The 19,442-nt window shown below is 71.8% G+C and carries 11 protein-coding genes; all 11 read left to right on the top strand.

What is annotated here, in order from left to right:
• Window positions 1–7 precede the first annotated feature (7 nt).
• The 11 genes from mreD (at window position 8) to ACZ4TV_RS30105 (ending at window position 19,369) form a co-directional block, all read left to right on the top strand.
• Window positions 8–715, top strand: coding sequence for a rod shape-determining protein MreD (mreD, locus tag ACZ4TV_RS30155; RefSeq protein WP_468138290.1), 708 nt, complete (start codon window positions 8–10; stop codon window positions 713–715).
• Window positions 716–728: 13 nt separating this feature from the next.
• On the top strand, window positions 729–2,903 hold the full coding sequence (gene mrdA, locus ACZ4TV_RS30150) for a penicillin-binding protein 2 (protein ID WP_468138289.1): 2,175 nt from the start codon (window positions 729–731) through the stop codon (window positions 2,901–2,903).
• A 15-nt stretch (window positions 2,904–2,918) separates the two neighbouring features.
• The gene (gene rodA, locus ACZ4TV_RS30145; RefSeq protein ID WP_468138288.1) at window positions 2,919–4,118 is read left to right on the top strand and encodes a rod shape-determining protein RodA; all 1,200 of its coding nucleotides are present in this window, start codon (window positions 2,919–2,921) and stop codon (window positions 4,116–4,118) included.
• A gap of 49 nt (window positions 4,119–4,167) precedes the next feature.
• On the top strand, window positions 4,168–5,688 hold the full coding sequence (locus ACZ4TV_RS30140) for a CYTH and CHAD domain-containing protein (protein WP_468138287.1): 1,521 nt from the start codon (window positions 4,168–4,170) through the stop codon (window positions 5,686–5,688).
• Between the two features lie 72 nt (window positions 5,689–5,760).
• Window positions 5,761–7,686 (top strand): TIGR03960 family B12-binding radical SAM protein, encoded by a 1,926-nt coding sequence (locus ACZ4TV_RS30135; protein WP_468138285.1) that lies wholly within the window; start codon window positions 5,761–5,763, stop codon window positions 7,684–7,686.
• A 164-nt stretch (window positions 7,687–7,850) separates the two neighbouring features.
• Window positions 7,851–8,081, top strand: a complete 231-nt coding sequence (locus tag ACZ4TV_RS30130; protein ID WP_468138284.1) for a type II toxin-antitoxin system VapB family antitoxin — start codon at window positions 7,851–7,853, stop codon at window positions 8,079–8,081.
• Window positions 8,069–8,500: a PIN domain-containing protein gene (locus ACZ4TV_RS30125; protein WP_468138283.1), complete on the top strand. Its 432-nt coding sequence runs from the start codon at window positions 8,069–8,071 to the stop codon at window positions 8,498–8,500. The genes ACZ4TV_RS30130 and ACZ4TV_RS30125 overlap by 13 nt, the downstream gene beginning before the upstream one ends.
• 255 nt (window positions 8,501–8,755) lie before the next feature.
• Complete coding sequence (locus ACZ4TV_RS30120; RefSeq protein WP_468138282.1) at window positions 8,756–9,535, top strand: TIGR03936 family radical SAM-associated protein; 780 nt, start codon at window positions 8,756–8,758, stop codon at window positions 9,533–9,535.
• 236 nt (window positions 9,536–9,771) lie between these two features.
• On the top strand, window positions 9,772–13,830 hold the full coding sequence (locus ACZ4TV_RS30115; protein ID WP_468138281.1) for an Rne/Rng family ribonuclease: 4,059 nt from the start codon (window positions 9,772–9,774) through the stop codon (window positions 13,828–13,830).
• A 344-nt stretch (window positions 13,831–14,174) separates the two neighbouring features.
• Window positions 14,175–15,749: a VCBS repeat-containing protein gene (locus ACZ4TV_RS30110; RefSeq protein WP_468138280.1), complete on the top strand. Its 1,575-nt coding sequence runs from the start codon at window positions 14,175–14,177 to the stop codon at window positions 15,747–15,749.
• Window positions 15,746–19,369 (top strand): LamG domain-containing protein, encoded by a 3,624-nt coding sequence (locus ACZ4TV_RS30105; protein ID WP_468138279.1) that lies wholly within the window; start codon window positions 15,746–15,748, stop codon window positions 19,367–19,369. The genes ACZ4TV_RS30110 and ACZ4TV_RS30105 overlap by 4 nt, the downstream gene beginning before the upstream one ends.
• The last annotated feature ends 73 nt before the right edge of the window (window positions 19,370–19,442 follow it).

Genomic DNA, 19,442 nt, shown 5'->3' with positions numbered 1-19,442 from the left:
ACCGCCCATGCCCTTCAACCGGATCCTGCTCTCGGCCACGCTCGTCGTGGTCGCCCTCGTCGTCCAGGTCACCGTCCTGGGCCGGCTCCAACTGCCCGGCGCCGTACCCGATCTGCTGCTGCTCACCGTCGTCGCCCTCGCACTCGTGTACGGGCACGTCAGTGGCGCCCTCATCGGATTCGCCGCCGGCCTCGTCGCCGACCTGGCCCCGCCCGCCGACCACGCCGCCGGCCGCTACGCACTCGTGCTCTGCGTCATCGGCTACCTCGTCGGCCTGGTCCGCCCCGACAACGGGCGCTTCCGCTCCGCCTGGGGCCCGATGCTCACCGTCGTCGCCGCCGCGATCGGCTCCACCCTGCTCTACGCGGGCGTAGGCGCCCTCGTCGGCGACACCGCCGCCCGCCACGTGGGTCTGACCGGGCTGCTGTTCACCGCGACCCTCTACGACCTGCTGCTCGCGCCGTTCACCGTGCCGTTCATCATGGCCCTGGCCCGGCGCGCCGAGAACGACCCGATGGCCGTCGAGGCCGGCGGCGGCCCCACCAACAAGGCCGCCGACGTCTCCGCCGGCTGGCTGGCCGGCGGTACGGGCCTGCGCATCGGCAGCCAGCGCGGCGGCCTGCGGATGAGGACCGCGCGTTCCCGGGCCAACAAGGCGGGCCGCATAAAGGGCGTCAAGGCCGTCAAGGGTGTGAAGAGCGTCAAAAAGCTGTGAGGGAGGAGCAGGCGTGACCAACGTTCCGGAGACCGGCCGCACCTCCCGGGTGCAGATCCGCCTCGTCATCATGCAGGTGCTCGTCCTCTCGATGCTGGTCACCCTCGGCGGCCGGCTCTGGTACCTCCAGATCCGCAACGGCGCGGAGTACTACCACGAGGCGAAGAGCAACCACGTCCAGCGAGTCGTACAGCCCGCGGTGCGCGGCTCGATCCTCGACGCCCGCGGGGTCCCGCTCGCCGACAACGAGACCCGTCTCGTCGTCTCGGCCAGCCGCACCGCGCTGATGAAGATGAAGGACAGGGGCAAGGCCGTCATGACGCGCCTCGCCGGCGTCCTGGACATGAGCCCCAAGGAGGTCATGGACAAGGTCCGCCTCTGCGACTCCCAGACCCCCAAGCCCTGCTGGAACGGCTCCCCGTACCAGCCGATTCCGGTGACCCTCGAAGCCACCACGCAGCAGGCGCTGCAACTGCGCGAACGCCCCGAGGACTTTCCCGGCATCACCGCGGAGCCCACCGCCGTCCGCCGCTACCCGGCCCCCGGCGGGGCCCGCACCGCACAGGTGCTCGGCTACCTCTCGCCGGTCACCGACGAGGAGATCCAGAAGGCGAAGGACACCGACTCGCCGCATCTGCGCTCCGATCAGGTCGGCCGCTCCGGACTCGAACGCACCTATGACAAGCAGTTGCGGGGCAAGGCGACGGTCACCTCGTACGAGGTCGACAACCTCGGCCGGGTCATGGGTCAGACCAAGTCCGACCCGGGCGTGCCCGGGTCCACCCTCGTCACCAGCATCGACGCCCGGGTCCAGTCCGTCGCCGAGTACGAGCTCCAGCAGGCGATGAAGACCGTCCGTCAGGAGACCGACCGGATCACCGGCCGCAAGTACGAGGCCGACTCGGGCGCCGTCGTCGTCATGGAGGCCAAGACCGGCCGCATCGTCGCGATGGCCTCCCAGCCCGACTACGACCCCAACGCCTGGGTCGGCGGCATCTCCGCCAAGGACTACGCCGCTCTCACCAGCAAGAACTCCAACTACCCGCTGCTCAACCGGGCCATCCAGGGCCAGGCCCCCGCCGGCTCCATCTTCAAGGTGGTGTCGGCGAGCGCGGCCGTGCGGGCCGGCTACGCCTTCGACAGCCACTACAACTGCAGCGCCTCCTACAACATGGGCGGCCGGAGCTTCGCGAACTTCGAGTCCAAGGGCCACGGCCCCATCACCCTCGCCGACGCGCTCAAGTTCTCCTGCAACACCGTCTTCTACGCCCTCGGGCACAAGGAGTGGCAGCGCGACGGCGGCCTCAAGCCCAAGAAGGACGCCCACGACTGGTTCTACCGGACCGCCCGCGAATTCGGACTCGGCTCCGAGACGGGGATCGACCTGCCGAACGAGGTCACCGGCCGCATCCCCGACCGCCAGTGGAAGAAGAGCTTCTGGGCGGCCAACAAGGACTCCTGGTGCAAGCAGGGCAAGAAGGGCGGCACCTACGTCGAGCAGATCGCCTACGAGAGCTGCCTCGAAGGCAACCAGCTGAAGGCGTTCGACAGCATCAACTTCGCCATCGGCCAGGGCGACGTCCTCGTCACCCCCATCCAGATGGCCACCGCCTACTCCGCCATCAGCAACGGGGGCACCCTCTACGACCCCACGATCGGCAAGGCCGTGATCAGCCCCGACGGCAAGCGCGTCGACATGATCAAGCCCAAGGCCCACGGCCGGCTGCCGATCGACGCTCAGACCGTCAGCGACCTCGACAGGGGCCTGCGGTCCGTCGTCGAGCCCGGCGGCACCGCCGCCTGGCGCTTCGGCGGCTGGCCGCTGGACAAGATCCCGATGCGGGCCAAGACCGGCACCGCTCAGGTCTACGGCAAGCAGACCACGTCGTGGCTCGCGACCTACACCGACGACTTCACGATCGTCATGACCATCTCCCAGGCCGGCACCGGCTCCGGGGCCTCCGGCCCCGCCGTCCGCAACATCTTCAACGCCATCTACGGTCTCGACATGACCGGCAAGCAGGACCTGAAGAAGGCCCTGCTGCTCAAGCCGGAGGCGAACCTGCCCAGGATCCACCCGGACGGCTCCATCGACTCCCCCGAGATCCGGCCGTACGTGCCGCCGTCCCCGGAAGAGCTGGCGGCGCCCGCGCTCGCCGGGCCGCCCGCCCCCGCACGGCACGACTGAGGACCGAAAACCGACATGCAGACCGCGAACAAGTTCTCCGTCTCCCGGTACGCGCCCCAGCGCGGGATGATGGCCCGGCTCACCGCCCGCGACTCGGTGGTGCGCCGGCTCGACTGGCCGATACTCCTCAGCTCGCTGGCGCTGTCCTTCATCGGCGCCCTGCTGGTGTGGTCGGCGACCCGCAACCGGACCCAGCTGAACCAGGGCGACCCGTACTACTTCCTCGCCCGGCACGCCCTGAACACCGGCATCGGCCTCGTGCTGATGATCGGCACCATCTGGCTCGGCCACCGCACCCTGCGCGGCGCGGTGCCGGTCCTGTACGGGCTCTCGCTCGTGCTCGTCAGCGCCGTGCTCACCCCGCTCGGCGCCACCATCAACGGCGCCCACGCGTGGATCGTCATCGGCGGCGGATTCTCCCTCCAGCCCTCCGAGTTCGTGAAGATCACGATCATCCTGGTCATGGCCATGCTGCTCGCGGCCCGGGTGGACGCGGGCGACCTCGACCATCCCGACCACCGCACGGTCGTCAAGGCGCTCTGCCTGGCGGCCGCCCCGATGGGCGTCGTCATGCTGATGCCCGACCTCGGTTCGGTCATGGTCATGGTCGTCATCGTGCTCGGCGTACTGCTGGGTTCCGGCGCGTCCAACCGGTGGGTCCTCGGCCTGATCGGCTCGGGCGCTGCCGGAGCCGTCCTGGTCTGGCAGCTCGGCGTCCTGGACGAGTACCAGCTCAACCGCTTCGCGGCCTTCGCCAACCCCGAGCTCGACCCGGCGGGCGTCGGCTACAACACCAACCAGGCGCGCATCGCGATCGGCTCGGGCGGGCTGACCGGCTCCGGGCTCTTCAAGGGCTCGCAGACCACCGGCCAGTTCGTGCCGGAGCAGCAGACCGACTTCGTCTTCACGGTGGCGGGGGAGGAGCTGGGCTTCGTCGGAGCCGGGCTGATCCTGCTGCTGCTGGGCATCGTGCTGTGGCGGGCCTGCATGATCGCCCGCGAGACCACCGAGCTGTACGGCACGATCGTGTGCGCCGGGATCATCGCCTGGTTCGCCTTCCAGTCCTTCGAGAACATCGGGATGACCCTCGGGATCATGCCGGTGGCCGGGCTTCCGCTGCCGTTCGTGTCGTACGGAGGCTCGTCGATGTTCGCCGTGTGGGTGGCGATCGGGCTCCTGCAGTCGATCAAGGTACAGCGGCCATTGTCAGCCTGATGTGCCGTTCACCCTGCCGCTGTGATCCGTTCAGGATTAAGTTCGGTCTATGGCGGACACCAAGCGTGAGATCGAGCGGAAATTCGAGTTCTCCAAGGCCGCAGCGGCCCGGCGCGGGGTGCCGGACCTGACGGGCACGGCCGCGATCGCGGCCGTCTCCGCCCAGGGCACCGTCGACCTCGACGCCGTCTACTACGACACCCCCGACCAGCGGCTCGCCGCCGACGGCGTGACCCTGCGGCGCAGAACGGGCGGGGCGGACGCGGGCTGGCACCTCAAACTGCCCGTCTCCCCGGGCGTGCGCGACGAGATCGGGGCCGCGCTCAGCGACACCGTCCCGGCCTCCCTCGCCTCGCTCGTCCGCTCCCGTGTGCGCGACGCCGGGCTCCAGCCGCAGGTCAGGCTGGTCTCCTCGCGCCGAGTCAGCAACCTGCTCGACGCCGACGGAGCCCTGCTCGCCGAGCTGAGCACCGACGAGGTCCTCGCCGAGCGGGGCGAGGCCACCGCCGCCTGGACCGAGGTCGAGGTGGAACTCGCCGACGGGGTGGACCCCGAACTGCTCGACGCCGTCGAGAAGAGCTTCCGCAAGGCCGGGCTCCGGGTGTCCGACGCCCCCTCGAAGCTCGCCCGGGCCCTCACGGAGACCGGCGCCGAGCCCCCCGCCCGGTCCGCGGACGACGGCCCCGAGGGCACGGCGGGCGCGCACGTCCTGGCGTACCTGCGCGAACAGCGCGACTCCCTGATCGCCCACGACCCGGCGGTGCGGCGCGACCTGCCGGACTCCGTCCACCAGATGCGGGTCGCCGCCCGCCGGCTCCGCAGCGCCCTGAAGTCGTACCGCAAGGTGCTGGACCGGGCCGTCACCGACCCGGTCGGCGAGGAACTGCGCTGGCTGGGCGGCGAACTCGGCGTCGACCGCGACCAGGAGGTCCTGCTGGAGCGGATCCGGACCCGGCTCGACGAACTGCCGCCCACCCTGTCGGCGGGACCCGTCGACGACCGCCTGCGCGCATGGAACGACACCCGCCGCTCCGCGTCGCGGCGCCGGGCCCTGGCCGTACTCGACACCGAGCGCTACCTCGCCCTCCTGGACTCCCTCGACGCCCTGCTGGACGCGCCGCCGCTGGGCAAGGCCGCCGCCCGCCCCGCGGAGAGCGTCCTGCCCAAGGCGGTGCTGCGCGACTACGAGCGCCTCGCCGGCCGGATCGAGACGGCGCTCTCCCTGGAGGCGGGCCATGAGCGCGACCTGGCCCTGCACGAGGCGCGCAAGGCGGCCAAACGCGCCCGGTACGCGGCGGAGGCGGCGGTGCCCGCGCTCGGCAAACCGGCGAAACGCCTGGCCAAGGCGCTGAAGAAGGTGCAGTCCCTGCTCGGTGACCACCAGGACAGCGTGGTCGCCCGCGACGCCCTGCGCGGCCTCGCCGTTCAGGCGGCGGACGCGGGGGAGCCCGGATTCACCTGGGGTGTGCTCTACGGCCGGGAGGAGGCGGCGGCCGAGCGGAGCGAACGGGAGCTTCCGGACATCTGGGTCAAGGCTTCCGCCCCTTCGCTGAGGTCGGCACTGGGATGATCATGTGGGTGGGGGCGGCCGAGCCTGGGGGTACGCTTGAGAGCTGCCCCCTGCCCGCTTCACGAAAGTCGCGTGATGACCGAGTCGGTCTTCCCTCAGCTTGAGGCCCTGCTTCCGCACGTGCAGAAGCCCATTCAGTACGTCGGCGGTGAACTCAACTCCACGGTCAAGGAGTGGGAGAGCTGCGATGTCCGCTGGGCGCTCATGTACCCGGACGCGTACGAAGTCGGGCTGCCCAACCAGGGCGTCATGATCCTCTACGAAGTGCTCAACGAGCGCGAGGGCGTCCTCGCCGAGCGCACGTACAGCGTGTGGCCGGACCTCGAGGAGCTGATGCGCGAGCACAAGGTGCCGCAGTTCACCGTGGACAGCCACCGCCCCGTCTCCGCCTTCGACGTGTTCGGCCTGTCCTTCTCCACGGAGCTGGGCTACACCAACATGCTCACGGCCCTGGACCTGGCGGGCATCCCGCTGGAGGCCAGGAACCGTACGGTCGACCACCCCATCGTCCTCGCGGGCGGCCACGCGGCCTTCAACCCCGAGCCGATCGCGGAGTTCATCGACTGCGCGGTCATCGGCGACGGCGAGCAGGCCGTCCTCGACATGACCGAGATCATCCGCGCCTGGAAGGCGGAGGGCCGGCCCGGTGGCCGCGAGGAGGTCCTCCTGCGCCTCGCGAAGACGGGCAACGTCTACGTCCCCGGCTTCTACGACGTCGAGTACCTGCCCGACGGCCGCATCGGCCGTGTCGTGCCCAACCGCTCCGGCGTGCCGTGGCGCGTGTCCAAGCACACGGTCATGGACCTCGACGAGTGGCCGTACCCCAAGCAGCCGCTGGTACCGCTCGCGGAGACCGTCCACGAGCGGATGTCGGTGGAGATCTTCCGCGGCTGCACCCGCGGTTGCCGTTTCTGCCAGGCCGGCATGATCACGCGCCCCGTGCGGGAGCGAAGCATCACCGGTATCGGCGAGATGGTGGAGCGCGGCCTGAAGGCCACGGGCTTCGAGGAGGTCGGCCTCCTGTCGCTGTCCTCCGCGGACCACAGCGAGATCGCCGACATCGCCAAGGGCCTCGCCGACCGCTACACGGACGACAAGGTGGGCCTGTCCCTGCCGTCGACCCGCGTGGACGCCTTCAACGTGGACCTGGCCAACGAGCTGACCCGCAACGGCCGCCGCTCCGGTCTGACGTTCGCCCCCGAGGGCGGCTCCGAGCGCATGCGCAAGGTCATCAACAAGATGGTCTCGGAAGAGGACCTGATCCGGACCGTCGCCACCGCGTACGGCAACGGCTGGCGCCAGGTGAAGCTGTACTTCATGTGCGGCCTGCCGACCGAGACCGACGAGGACGTGCTCCAGATCGGCGACATGGCGGTCAACGTCATCGCCAAGGGCCGCGAGGTCTCCGGCCAGAACGACATCCGCTGCACGGTGTCGATCGGCGGATTCGTGCCCAAGCCGCACACCCCGTTCCAGTGGGCGCCGCAGCTGTCGGCCGAGGAGACGGACGCCCGCCTGGGCAAGCTCCGCGACAAGATCCGCGGCGACAAGAAGTACGGCCGCTCCATCGGCTTCCGCTACCACGACGGCAAGCCGGGCATCGTCGAGGGCCTCCTCTCGCGCGGCGACCGCCGCATCGGCGACGTCATCCGCGCCGTGTACGAGTCGGGCGGCCGCTTCGACGGCTGGCGCGAGCACTTCTCGTACGACCGCTGGATGGAGGCCGCCGAGAAGACGCTGCCCGCGTACGGCGTGGACGTGGCCTGGTACACGACGCGTGAGCGCACGTACGAGGAAGTCCTGCCCTGGGACCACCTGGACTCCGGTCTCGACAAGGACTGGCTCTGGGAGGACTGGCAGGACGCCCTCGACGAGACCGAGGTCGAAGACTGCCGCTGGACCCCGTGCTTCGACTGCGGCGTCTGCCCCCAGATGCAGACCGAGATCCAGATCGGCCCGACGGGCAAGAAGCTGCTGCCGCTGTCGGTCGTGAAGTGACCTCGGGCTGACGCCGCCGCGTCGGCCGATGTGCCCCTCACCGGGAACGGTGGGGGGCATATTCATTCGAGGGGTGGCTTGAGGTTTCTGCCCTTGCGGTGCGGAGATATCCTGGTCATATAGATGGAGCGATACTCTGCCCCTGCTTCCAGGAGGTGGCCGGCATGGCCAAGACCGTGATCGACATTGACGAGGAAGCACTCGCGCTCGCCATGGAGGCCCTCGGCACCACGACGAAGAAGGACACGGTCAACGCCGCGCTGGGGGAAATAGGAGCGCGGGTCCGTCGGCAGCGAGCCCTGGCGGCCCTCGTCAAGCTCGACGAGGAGGGCGCTTTCGACAAGGGGCGTGAGGCCGGATTCAAGGCGGAGGTGCGTAAGTCGTGGGGGAGCTGACCGAGGGGGCCTTTCTGATCGACACCTCTGCTGTGCACCGGATCACCCTTCCGGGGCCCTTCTCCACGTGGCGTCCGGCGATGGCCGCCGGACGGATCGGCATGTGCGCCGTGACGGAGGCCGAAGCCCTGTATTCCGCCCGGTCGCCCGCCCAATACGCCGAAATGCGGCAGGCGTTCGCGGATCTGTACGTGTGGCACGAGATCCCGGACGACGTGTGGGACAGGATCGGTACCGCGCAGAGCGCTCTGGCCGAAGCCGGATGCGTCCGCTCCGCAGGAGTCGTCGACCTGGTCGTGGCGGTCACCGCCGCGCGCCACCGCCTGACGGTGCTGCACTACGACCGGGACTTCGAGACCCTCGCCGAGCACATCGACCTGCGGACCCGGTGGCTGGCGGAGCCAGGGTCCCTCGACTGAGCGGACGGCGCTCGCGGGGGTACTCCTCCCGTGGAACCGGCGAGGTCACGGGCGCGTACTCTGGGTAGTACGACAGCCGCAGGCAACACGCCCGCTCCCGAGATCTCCCTCCACGAACGGCAGGGGTGAGCCGGAGGCAGGGCGTGGCCCGCCGGCCCCCAGACGCTCAGGGCGACGCGCGAGCCGCGGAGCCCCGCACAAGGAGAAGAACCACTGGGCAAGCGACAGCCCGAAGGCCCGCCTCCCGCACCGGTGGTGCAGCGCATCCGACTGCGCTACACCAAGCGCGGCCGCCTCCGGTTCACCAGCCACCGTGACTTCCAGCGCGCCTTCGAGCGCGCCCTGCGCCGTGCCGAGGTGCCGATGGCGTACTCGGCCGGCTTCACTCCGCACCCGCGCGTCTCGTACGCGAACGCCGCCCCGACCGGGACCGGCAGCGAGGCCGAGTACCTGGAGATCGCCCTCGCCGAGCCCCGCGACCCCGAGAAGCTCCGTGAGCTGCTCGACGAGTCGATGCCGACCGGGCTCGACATCATCGACGCCGTCGAGGCCCGCACCTCGGGCCTCGCGGACCGGCTGACCGCCTCCGTATGGGAGCTGCGCCTGGACGGCGTGGAGCCCGCGGAGGCCGAACGGGCCGTGACGGCCTTCCTCGCCGCCGAGACCGTGGAGGTGCAACGCCGCACCAAGAACGGCATGCGGACCTTCGACACGCGCGGCGCGGTCGTGAGTCTGCACGCCCTTCCCGCCCCGGCTGATAGGCCCCTGGACAATGCCTGTGCGATACTGCGGCTGGTTGTTCGGCATCTGACACCTGCCGTGCGACCCGACGACGTCCTGTCCGGTCTCCGAGCTGTGGCCGACCTGGCGCCGCCGGTCCCCTCAGCGGTGACCAGGCTGGCGCAGGGGCTCTTCGACGAGGAGTCCGGCACGGTGACCGACCCGCTCGCGCCCGACCGCGAGGCTGACACGGCCGCCCCACCCACGGCCGCCGTAGCCGCCGACGCGAAGGCGCCGGAAGGTCCCGCCGCGTAAGGATCGTCGTCGTCGCGCAGCCCTGGCACTCGGGAGCCACCTGGGTCGGGCCGCGCACAGACCTGAAGACTTCCGCCAGGCCGTACGGACAACACGTACGGAACCGGCGGCCATGGACTACAGCTCCCGTGTGGCGAACGCGCCCCGGAGGCCGGTTCCGCGCTCAATGGCGCGGGGCCGTGCCGGACCGGAAGTCAGCCGCGGCGCCCGGGAGCGTGACGGGAGAACCGCCCGCAATGCTCAACAACGAAAACGACATCACCACCGCCGGTAACGCCGACAACGGCGGCCCCAGCGACAACCTGCCTCCGCGCAGGCGTCGCCGCGCCGCTTCCCGGCCCGCCGGTCCGCCCGGCGGGGCCGCCGCCGAGGCGACCCCGGTGACGGAGGCCGCTGCGGCCCCCGCCGAGGAGGCCGCCCCGGCCGCCGCACCCGCTCGTACCCGCCGCCGCGCGACCCGCGCCGTGGCCGCTCCCGAGACTCCGGCCGCCGCGGCCGTCGTCGTCGAGGCCCCGGCCGCCACGACCGTCGTCGTCGAGGCCCCGGTCGCCGCCGCCCCGGCCGCCGAGGAGCCCGCCGCTCCCGCTCCGCGTGCCCGTCGCCGTGCCACGCGTGCCGTGACGGCTCCGGAGGCTCCGGCCGCCGAGGCTGCTCCGGTGGTCGAGGAGGAGGCTCCGGCCGCTCCCGCTCCGCGTGCCCGCCGTCGTGCCACGCGTGCCGTGGCCGCTCCGGAGGCTCCGGCTGCCGAGGCCGCTCCGGTCGTGGAGGCGCCGGTGGTCGAGGCTGCTCCGGTGGTCGAGGAGGAGGCCCCGGCCGCTCCCGCTCCGCGTGCCCGCCGTCGTGCCACGCGTGCCGTGACGGCTCCGGAGGCTCCGGCCGCCGAGGCCGCCGAGGCCGCTCCGGTCGTGGAGGCGCCGGTGGTCGAGGCCGCTCCGGTGGCCGAGGCTGCTCCGGTGGTCGAGGAGGAGGCCCCGGCCGCTCCCGCTCCGCGTGCCCGTCGCCGTGCCACGCGTGCCGTGACGGCTCCGGAGGCTCCGGCCGCCGAGGTCGCTCCCGCCGCCGAGCCCGCCGTCGTGGAGGAGGCCCCCAAGGCCGCCGCCCGCGCCTTCACCGTCGCCGACGCCCTGGACTCGCCGAAGCGCGGCGGCCGCCGCCGCGCCACCCGCTCCACGGCCCCGGCCGCCGCTGCGCAGCCCGCCGCCGAGACCGAGGCGCCCGCCGCCGGCCGTGGCCGCCGCGCCGCGCGTCCGGCCGTGCCCGTGTTCCAGGCCCCGGTGTTCGCCGAGCCGATGTTCCAGACCCCGGAGACCGCCGCCATGGCCGCCGCGGCCGCTCGCGCCGCCGCCCCGGCCGAAGAGGTCGAGGAGGAGGAGACCGAGGTCGAGGCCGAGGTCGTCCAGGCCCCCGCCGCACAGCCCGCCGGCCGCCGCCGTCGCCGTGGGCGTGGCGCCGTCGAGGCAGCTCCGGTCGCCGAGTCCGCGCCGGTCTCCCTTCCCGAGGTGCTCGCGGAGGAGGAGCCGGAGGCCGAGGCCGCCGAGCTCGACGAGGAGGCCGCGGAGTTCGAAGAGGGCGACGAGTCGGGCGAGCGCCCCTCGCGCCGCCGTCGCCGCGGTGGCCGTCGCCGCCGCCGTGGTGAGGCCGCCGACCTCGACGAGGCCGCCGAGGAGGAGGCCGAGGCCGAGGCCGCCGAGCAGGAGGCCGAGACGGCCGAAGAGGCCGCCGAGTTCGACGAGGCCGACGAGGCCCTCGGTTCCAGCTCCAGCCGCCGTCGCCGCCGTCGCCGCCGCCGCAGCGGTGAGCCCGCCGACGTCACCGCCGAGGCAGAAGCGGTCGAGGAGGGCGTACGCACCGTCGTCAAGGTCCGCGAGCCGCGTCCGGCCCGCGAGAAGGCCGAGCCGTCCGACGAGGTCCAGTCCATCAAGGGCTCGACCCGCCTGGAGGCGAAGAAGCAGCGCCGCCGCGAGGGCCGCGAGCAGGGCCGCCGCCGCGTCCCGATCATCACCGAGGCCGAGTTCCTGGCCCGCCGTGAGGCCGTCGAGCGTGTGATGGTCGTCCGCCAGGCCGGCGAGCGCACCCAGATCGGCGTCCTCGAGGACAACGTGCTCGTCGAGCACTACGTCAACAAGGAAGAGGCCACCTCGTACGTCGGCAACGTCTACCTGGGCAAGGTCCAGAACGTGCTGCCGTCGATGGAGGCCGCCTTCATCGACATCGGCAAGGGCCGCAACGCGGTCCTGTACGCCGGTGAGGTCAACTTCGAGGCGCTCGGCATGGCCAACGGGCCGCGCCGCATCGAGTCCGCCCTCAAGTCCGGCCAGTCGGTCCTCGTGCAGGTCACCAAGGACCCGATCGGCCACAAGGGCGCCCGCCTGACCAGCCAGGTCTCGCTGCCCGGCCGCTACCTGGTCTACGTGCCCGAGGGCTCGATGACCGGCATCAGCCGCAAGCTGCCCGACACCGAGCGCGCGCGTCTGAAGACCATCCTCAAGAAGATCGTCCCCGAGGACGCGGGCGTCATCGTGCGCACCGCCGCCGAGGGCGCGAGCGAGGACGAGCTGCGCCGCGACGTCGAGCGTCTGCAGGCCCAGTGGGAGGACATCCAGAAGAAGTCGAAGCAGATCTCGACCTCTTCGCCGAGCCTGCTGTACGGCGAGCCGGACATGACCGTCCGCGTCGTGCGCGACATCTTCAACGAGGACTTCTCGAAGGTCATCGTCAGCGGCGACGGCGCCTGGGAGACCATCCACGGCTACGTGAACCACGTGGCCCCGGACCTGGCCGACCGGCTGTCCCGCTGGACCTCCGAGGTCGATGTCTTCGCGACGTACCGGATCGACGAGCAGCTCGCCAAGGCGCTCGACCGCAAGGTGTGGCTGCCCTCGGGCGGCTCGCTTGTGATCGACAAGACCGAGGCGATGATCGTCATCGACGTCAACACCGGCAAGTTCACCGGTCAGGGCGGCAACCTCGAGGAGACCGTCACCAGGAACAACCTGGAGGCGGCCGAGGAGATCGTGCGCCAGCTGCGGCTGCGCGACCTGGGCGGCATCGTCGTCATCGACTTCATCGACATGGTCCTGGAGTCCAACCGCGACCTGGTCCTGCGGCGCATGCTGGAGTGCCTGGGCCGCGACCGTACGAAGCACCAGGTGGCCGAGGTCACCTCGCTGGGCCTGGTCCAGATGACCCGCAAGCGGGTGGGCCAGGGTCTCCTGGAGTCCTTCTCCGAGACCTGCGTCCACTGCAACGGACGCGGTGTCATCGTGCACATGGAGACGCCGACCGCGATCGGCGGCGGCGGCAACGGCAAGCGCGCCAAGCGGCGTGCCGGCAAGGCGGAGTTCGACCAGCACGAGCACGAGATCGAGACGGTCGAGGTGGAGGGCTTCGAGTCCGAGGCGGAGGTGGCCGCCGAGGTCGCCGCGCCGCGGGCGCTGCCCGAGCCGGAGTTCGTCGCGGACGAGGAGCTCTACAGCAGCCCGGCCGAGGCCGAGGCCGCCGCGGGCCTGAGCGGCCGCCGCAACCGGCGCCGTGCCACCCGCAAGGCCACCGCTCCGGCGGGCGCCCCGCGCGGTGCGGTCGCCCCGGCGCAGGCTCCGGCCCCCGTGGCCGAGGTCGTCGCCGAGCCGGTGACCGAGCCGGCCGACACCGTCCTGGAGCCGGTCGCCGAGGTCGTCACCGAGGCCGTCGAGGCCGCGGAGACGGTCGAGGCCGCCCCGGCCCCGGTCGAGGAGGCCGCGCCGAAGGGCCGTACCCGTCGCCGGGCGACCCGTAAGGCCACCGCGCCGGCGGGCGCCCCGGCCCCCGCGGCCGAGGTGGCCCCGGAGCCGGTCGTCGTGCCGGAGCCGGAGCCGGTCGTGGAGCCGCAGCCCGAGCCCGTCGTCGAGCCGGAGCCCGTCGCCGTGGTCGAGGAGGCCCCCGTGGCGGAGGCCGCGCCGGCCCGTCCGCGCCGGCGTGCCACCCGTAAGGCCACGGCGCCCGCCGGTTCCCCGGCAGGCGCGGCGGAGGCCGCCGTGGTGGTCGTCGAGACCCCGGTGACCGAGCCCGCGAAGCCGGTCGAGGAGGCCGCCGCTGTCGAGGAGGCCGCCCCGGCCAAGAAGGCCGCCAAGAAGGCCCCGGCCAAGAAGGCGACCACGGCGAAGAAGGCCCCGGCCAAGAAGGCGGCGGCCGCCAAGAAGACCGTGGCCAAGAAGGCGGCCACGACCAAGAAGACCGTGGCGAAGCGGGCGACGAAGAAGACCGCGGCGGCGGAGCAGCAGACGCTCCCCTCCGTCTCGGCTCCGACCGAAGGCTGATTTTGACCTAGCGGTCCCTGCTCCACCCGCCCCGCCCGGCACCGGATTCCGGTGCCGGGCGGGGCTTTTCGCTGCCTGTACCCAGAAGTAACCAATCCGTTAGAAGACAAGACCGCCCGATGTCCGACATCGCCTCTTGTCCGGGCTCACCAGGCGAGGGATGGTTTGCCGACGCTTTAGGCGGCGGTCACGGGTGGGGGATCCCGGCAGTCGGGGGGAATGCGGACGCGTGCACACGGTCAGGTGCACGATTGTCCGGTTTTTCGCGCATGCACCATTTTCTGCTCCATCGAATTCCGGCCGTTTTTCAGCGACCCCGAATTCCACGGAGACGGAAACCCAAGGTGATCAGAACCAACCTCGCGCCACACGGCGCGGCCAGGCGGCGGTACGCCGCCAGAGGGATGCTGGCCGGCTCGGCCGCCGCCCTCGTACTGGCCCTGACGACCGGCCCCCTGCCGCTGGCCACCCCGGCGGCCGCGGCGACCGGTTGCAGCGGCGCCGAGTCGGACTTCAACGGCGACGGTGTCCGCGACACCGCGATAGCCGATCCGGAGGCGACCGTCAACGGCGTCTCCAAGGCCGGAGTCGTGCACATCGTGTACGGCGGAGGCAAGGGCAACCTGGAGCTGACCCAAGAGGCCGCCCAGGCCGGTCCGTCCGAGGCGGGCGACCGCTTCGGCTACGCCATGGCCGTCTACGACGCCGACCTCGACGGCTGCAGCGACCTCGCGATCGGCACCCCGCACGAGGACATCGGAGCCCAGGTCGACGCCGGCCGGATCGTCGTCGTCCACGGCTCGCCCACCGGCCTCGGCGCAGGCAAGACGACCGTCGAGCACGTCCAGGGCTCGGGCCTGCTGACCGGGATCGGCCCGGAGGCGTACGACTGGACGGGCTACTCGATCGCTGCGGGCAAGTCCGCGGCCGGAGTGCCCTTCCTCGCCGCCGGCATCCCCGGCGAGGACCTGTCCACCACCGTCGACGCGGGCGCCTTCCTCTACTTCGCCGGCTCGACCACGGTCACGGCCGCCTTCGTCACCCAGGACACGGCCACCGCGGGAGCCGTGCCCGACGTCCAGGAACCGTACGACCGCTTCGGCTCGGCCATGACCGCCACCCCGACGCACTTCGCGGTCAGCTCCCCGGGTGAGGCCCAGGCAGCCATCCCAGAGGCAGGCGCGGTGACGATCTTCAGTCACGCCCTCACCTCCGGCCAGCCCAAGCCGCTGAACGTCATCACCCAGGACACCCCGAACGTGCTCGGCGCCTGCGAGAACGGCGACGGCTTCGGCACGGCGCTCGCCGCGGTGCCCTACCGCGCCGCGGGGGCCACCAGCACCACGGAGTCGCTCCTCGTCGTCGGCAGCCCCGGCGAGGACCTGTCCACCACCGTCGACGCGGGCGCCGTCCAGGTGTTCAAGCTCGACGCGGCCGGGGCGTACACGGAGACCGTCTGGATCGACCAGAACTCGACCGACGTCGGCGGCGAGTCCGAGGCGGGCGACTACTTCGGCCAGCGTCTGGCCGCCATCAACACGGCCCCGGCGACCACCAGCACGGCGTCCACCGTCCGTCTCGCCGTGGGCGTCCCGGGCGAGGACGCCGCCAACGGCGTCGTCGACCGCGGTGTCGTGCAGATGTTCCCGCTGGTCGGAGCGCCCGGCGCCGACAAGATCCTGGAACCGGGCTCCGAGATCCCGACCCCGGAGGCGCCCCGCCAGTACGCCGGGATGAGCATCGGCGGCGGTACGGCAGGCCTCTACGTCGGCATGCCGTACGGCACCGCCGAGGGCCGTGCGGTCTACCTGTTCTCGTGGACGCTCAGCGGCACGGGCGGAGCGCCCGTCGAGACCTTCAAGCCCGGAGAGGGCGGGATCCCCGCCGGGGCCAACACCTTCGGAACGGTGGTCCGATGAAGGACGCGACGTACGACAAGACGCCCGGCGGCCTGCGCCGTACGGTGCTGCGGCGGGCCTCGCTCGCCGCGGTGACCGCCGGAGCCGTCGTGGCCACCACCCTCGGCCTGGACCTGGCCGGCGGGACCGACGCGGCCCGCTCCCCGGAGCCCGTCGCCGTCGGCACCCCCGTCCAGACGGAGAAGGAAGCCCTCGCGGCCGCCCGCAAGAGCGGCAAGCAGGTCGAGGTCCTCGGCCTGCGCACCGAGCAGCGCGAGATCTTCGCCGCGCCGGACGGCACGTACACGGCCCGCGAGTACACCGAGCCGGTGCACGCCGTGCAGAACGGCGCGTGGGTCGACATCGACAAGACCCTGGTCAGGCGGGCGGACGGCAGCGTCGGCCCGAAGGCGGCCACGGTCGGCCTGGTCTTCTCCGACGGCGCGGCGGGCAAGCCGTTCGTCACGCTGCGCCGCGGCACCCACGAGATGGCGCTGACCTGGCCCTACGGCAAGCTCGCCGCGCCCGTCCTCGACGGCGACACGGCCACCTATCCCGATGCCCTGCCGGGCGTCGACCTCAAGGTGCGCGCCGAGGCGAACGGCTTCGGCCACCTGCTCGTCGTCAAGACCCCCCAAGCCGCCGCCGATCCGCGCCTCCAGCGCCTGGACCTGGGCCTCAAGGCCAAGGGCCTGACGTACAAGAAGGACGTGAACGGCGCCGTCACCGCCGAGGACAGCGCGGTCGGCGGCACGGTCTTCCAGTCCGGTGCCCCGAGCATGTGGGACTCGGCCGCCTCGCAGGAGGCCGCCGCCCGCACCAAGGGCCCCAAGGCCGTCGCCCAGTCGCTGTCCGCGGCGCGCGCGGACGCGCCGACCGGCCAGGCGGCCGCCGAGGCGCTCGTCCCGGCCCTCGAAGGCCCGGGCGGCGGCGGCAAGGCCGCGCCCCTCGGCATCGAGCTGTCCGCGGACAAGCTGACCCTGGTCCCTGACCAGAAGATGCTGCGCGACGGCGCCACCGTCTTCCCCGTGGTCATCGACCCCATCGTGAAGACCGCCGACCGCTCCGGCTGGACCGCCGTCATGTCGGGCAAGCCTTCGATCGGCGAGTGGCGGTACTCCGGCAGCGCGGGCGTCGGCAAGTGCCCGACGGACTACAGCGCCGCCTCCTGCGCCGGTGTCGGCGTGCGCCGCGTCGCCTTCCAGATCCCGCTGTCCTTCTACAAGGGCAAGCAGATCCTGGGCGCGACCTTCAGCGCGCGCGTCCAGCACGTGTACTGGGCCGACGCCCGTGCCGAACCGATCCAGCTCCAGCGGATCGGGGGCAGCACCGCCCACATCGACAGCCTCAGCAACTGGACCAACACGCAGAACACCACGCTGACGACGCTGGAGACGCTGGACCAGAAGATCCAGCCCACCAGCTGCGAGTCCCCGGCCAACATGCACTTCAAGTCCGGTGCCACCGGCGGCCTGACCAACAGCGTGCGCACCGCGGCCAACGAGGGCTGGCCCTCGATGCTCTTCAACCTCCGGGCCCAGGACGAGAGCACCTTCGGCGGCTGGAAGCGGGTGTGCGGCAACGCGTACCTCAGCATCAGCTACAACACGCTGCCGGGTGCCATCAGCACCTCCGCCATGTCGTCCAACCCGGGCGGCGCCTGCGTCACCGGGACGGGCCGCCCCTACACCGACGTGCCGCCGGTGCTGCGCGCCATCGCGAACGACGCCGACCTGGGCGAGCAGGTCAAGGTCCGTTTCAAGGTCGAGTGGAAGGACGCGGCCGGAGTGGCCAAGTCCTACGAAGCGGACACGGCCTACAAGGCGCCGACCACCTCGACGCCGTTCGAGCACACCGTGCAGTCGACCATCCCCGAGAACACGGTGATCTCCTGGAGCGCCGTCACCCATGACGGCGACGGCTGGGGTCCGTGGAGCGGCAAGTGCGAGTTCATGTACGACAAGTCCTTCCCGGGCAAGCCGAACGTGATCTCCGCCCAGTACCCGGCCACCAACGAGTACCACGACGGCGTCGGCGCCCCCGGCACCTTCACCTTCTCGCCCAACCCGAACGACGCCGTGCCCGACACGGACGTCATCAAGTACCGCTACTCCTTCGACGGTGAGGTCTTCAAGGACGTCGCCAACACCGCGGCCGGCGGGCCCGCCTCGGTGAGCTGGACGCCCACCCGGCCCGGCCCGCACTGGGTCGACGTGGTGGCGGTCGACAAGGCCGCGCACCCCAGTGCCCTGGCCCGGTACAGCTTCTACGTGGCAGCGGGCGCGACCGCGGCGGCGCAGTGGAACCTCGGCGACGAGGTGGGGACCGACGCCGCCGATGAGGAGCAGGGCAAGTACCCGGCCGGCTTCGGCCCCGGGGTCACCTTCGGCGTCCCCGGCCCGGGCGGCACCATCGACCGGGCGGCGCGCTTCGACGGCACGGCGGACAGCTGGGTCGACGCGGGCAGCGGGGTGCTCGACACCCTCAAGGGCTTCACCGTGAGCGCCTGGGTCCGCCCCTCGGACCTGAGCCGCGACATGACGGTGGTCAGCCAGGACGGCACCGGCGAGCCGGGCTTCGTCCTCGGTTACGACGGCGTCGCCAAGACCTGGAAGTTCTCCGTCCCGGTCGGTGACGTGGAGAGCATCGGCGAGTGGAAGGCCCTGTCCACCGGGGTCGTCCCGGTCAAGGACGAGTGGGTGCTGCTGACCGGCCTCTACGACGGGGCCGCCGGCAAGATCCAGCTGTACGTCAACAACGAGCGCAAGGGCGAGACGATCCGTCGCTCCACCTGGAAGACGTACGGTGCGTTCCAGATCGGCCGTCACATCGACAAGGCGGGCTACGAGGACGCCTTCGCGGGCGACCTCGCCGAGGTCCGCGTCTTCAGCCGGCCGCTGCTGCCGGGCCAGATCACCGAGATCACCACGGTGAAGCCGGAACGCAAGGGCTACTGGCAGCTGAACGCCCTCCAGGCGAACACCACCCCGGAGGTCGCGGGCGGTCAGGCGCTGACGCTGGCGGGCAACGCCACCCTCTACGTCCCGGACCTCTCCGACCCGCTCGCCGACCCGCAGCCCGTCTCCCCCCTGGTCGGGGCCGGTCACCTGGTCCTCGACGGCAGCGGTGACTACGCCTCGACGGCGACCGCCCCGGTCACCGGAGCCGCGAGCTTCACGCTCTCGGCGCGGGTCCAGATGGGCTCGCTCGGCTCCACGGCCTCGCAGACCGTGTTCTCGCTGCCCGGCACGAACACCAACCGGGTCCAGGTCCGCTACCAGGGCGCCACCCAGCGCTGGGAGCTGACCGTGGCCACGACGGACACGGCCGGAGCAGTGGTGAAGAGCTTCTCCGACGACCAGACGCTGCCCGACACCAACCCGATCGGCCAGCACCTCGCCGTCGTCTACGACGCCTTCGCCGGTCAGATCCGGTTGTACGTCAACGGACAGCTGGCCTCCGCCCAGGGCGTCGAGAACACCACGTGGGCCGCCACCGGCGGCCTCCAGGTGGGCCGTTCGGCCCGCGGCAACGCCGAGTACTTCGCCGGAGCCATCGACGAGGTCCGTGTATACAACGGCGCCATCGACCCGACCGCGGTCATCCAGCTCGCCGGAACCGGAGAGCTGACCGACCGCTAGTCCCCTTCACCGGACAGGTGTGCCCGCCCCTCGCAGGGCGGGCACACCTGTCCGCTCCCGCAGTACCTTCCTG

The sequence above is a fragment of the Streptomyces sp. NPDC028910 genome (assembly GCF_055564955.1).
Note: the sequence above shows the minus strand (reverse complement) of the source record. Positions and strands in the feature narration are given on the sequence as shown.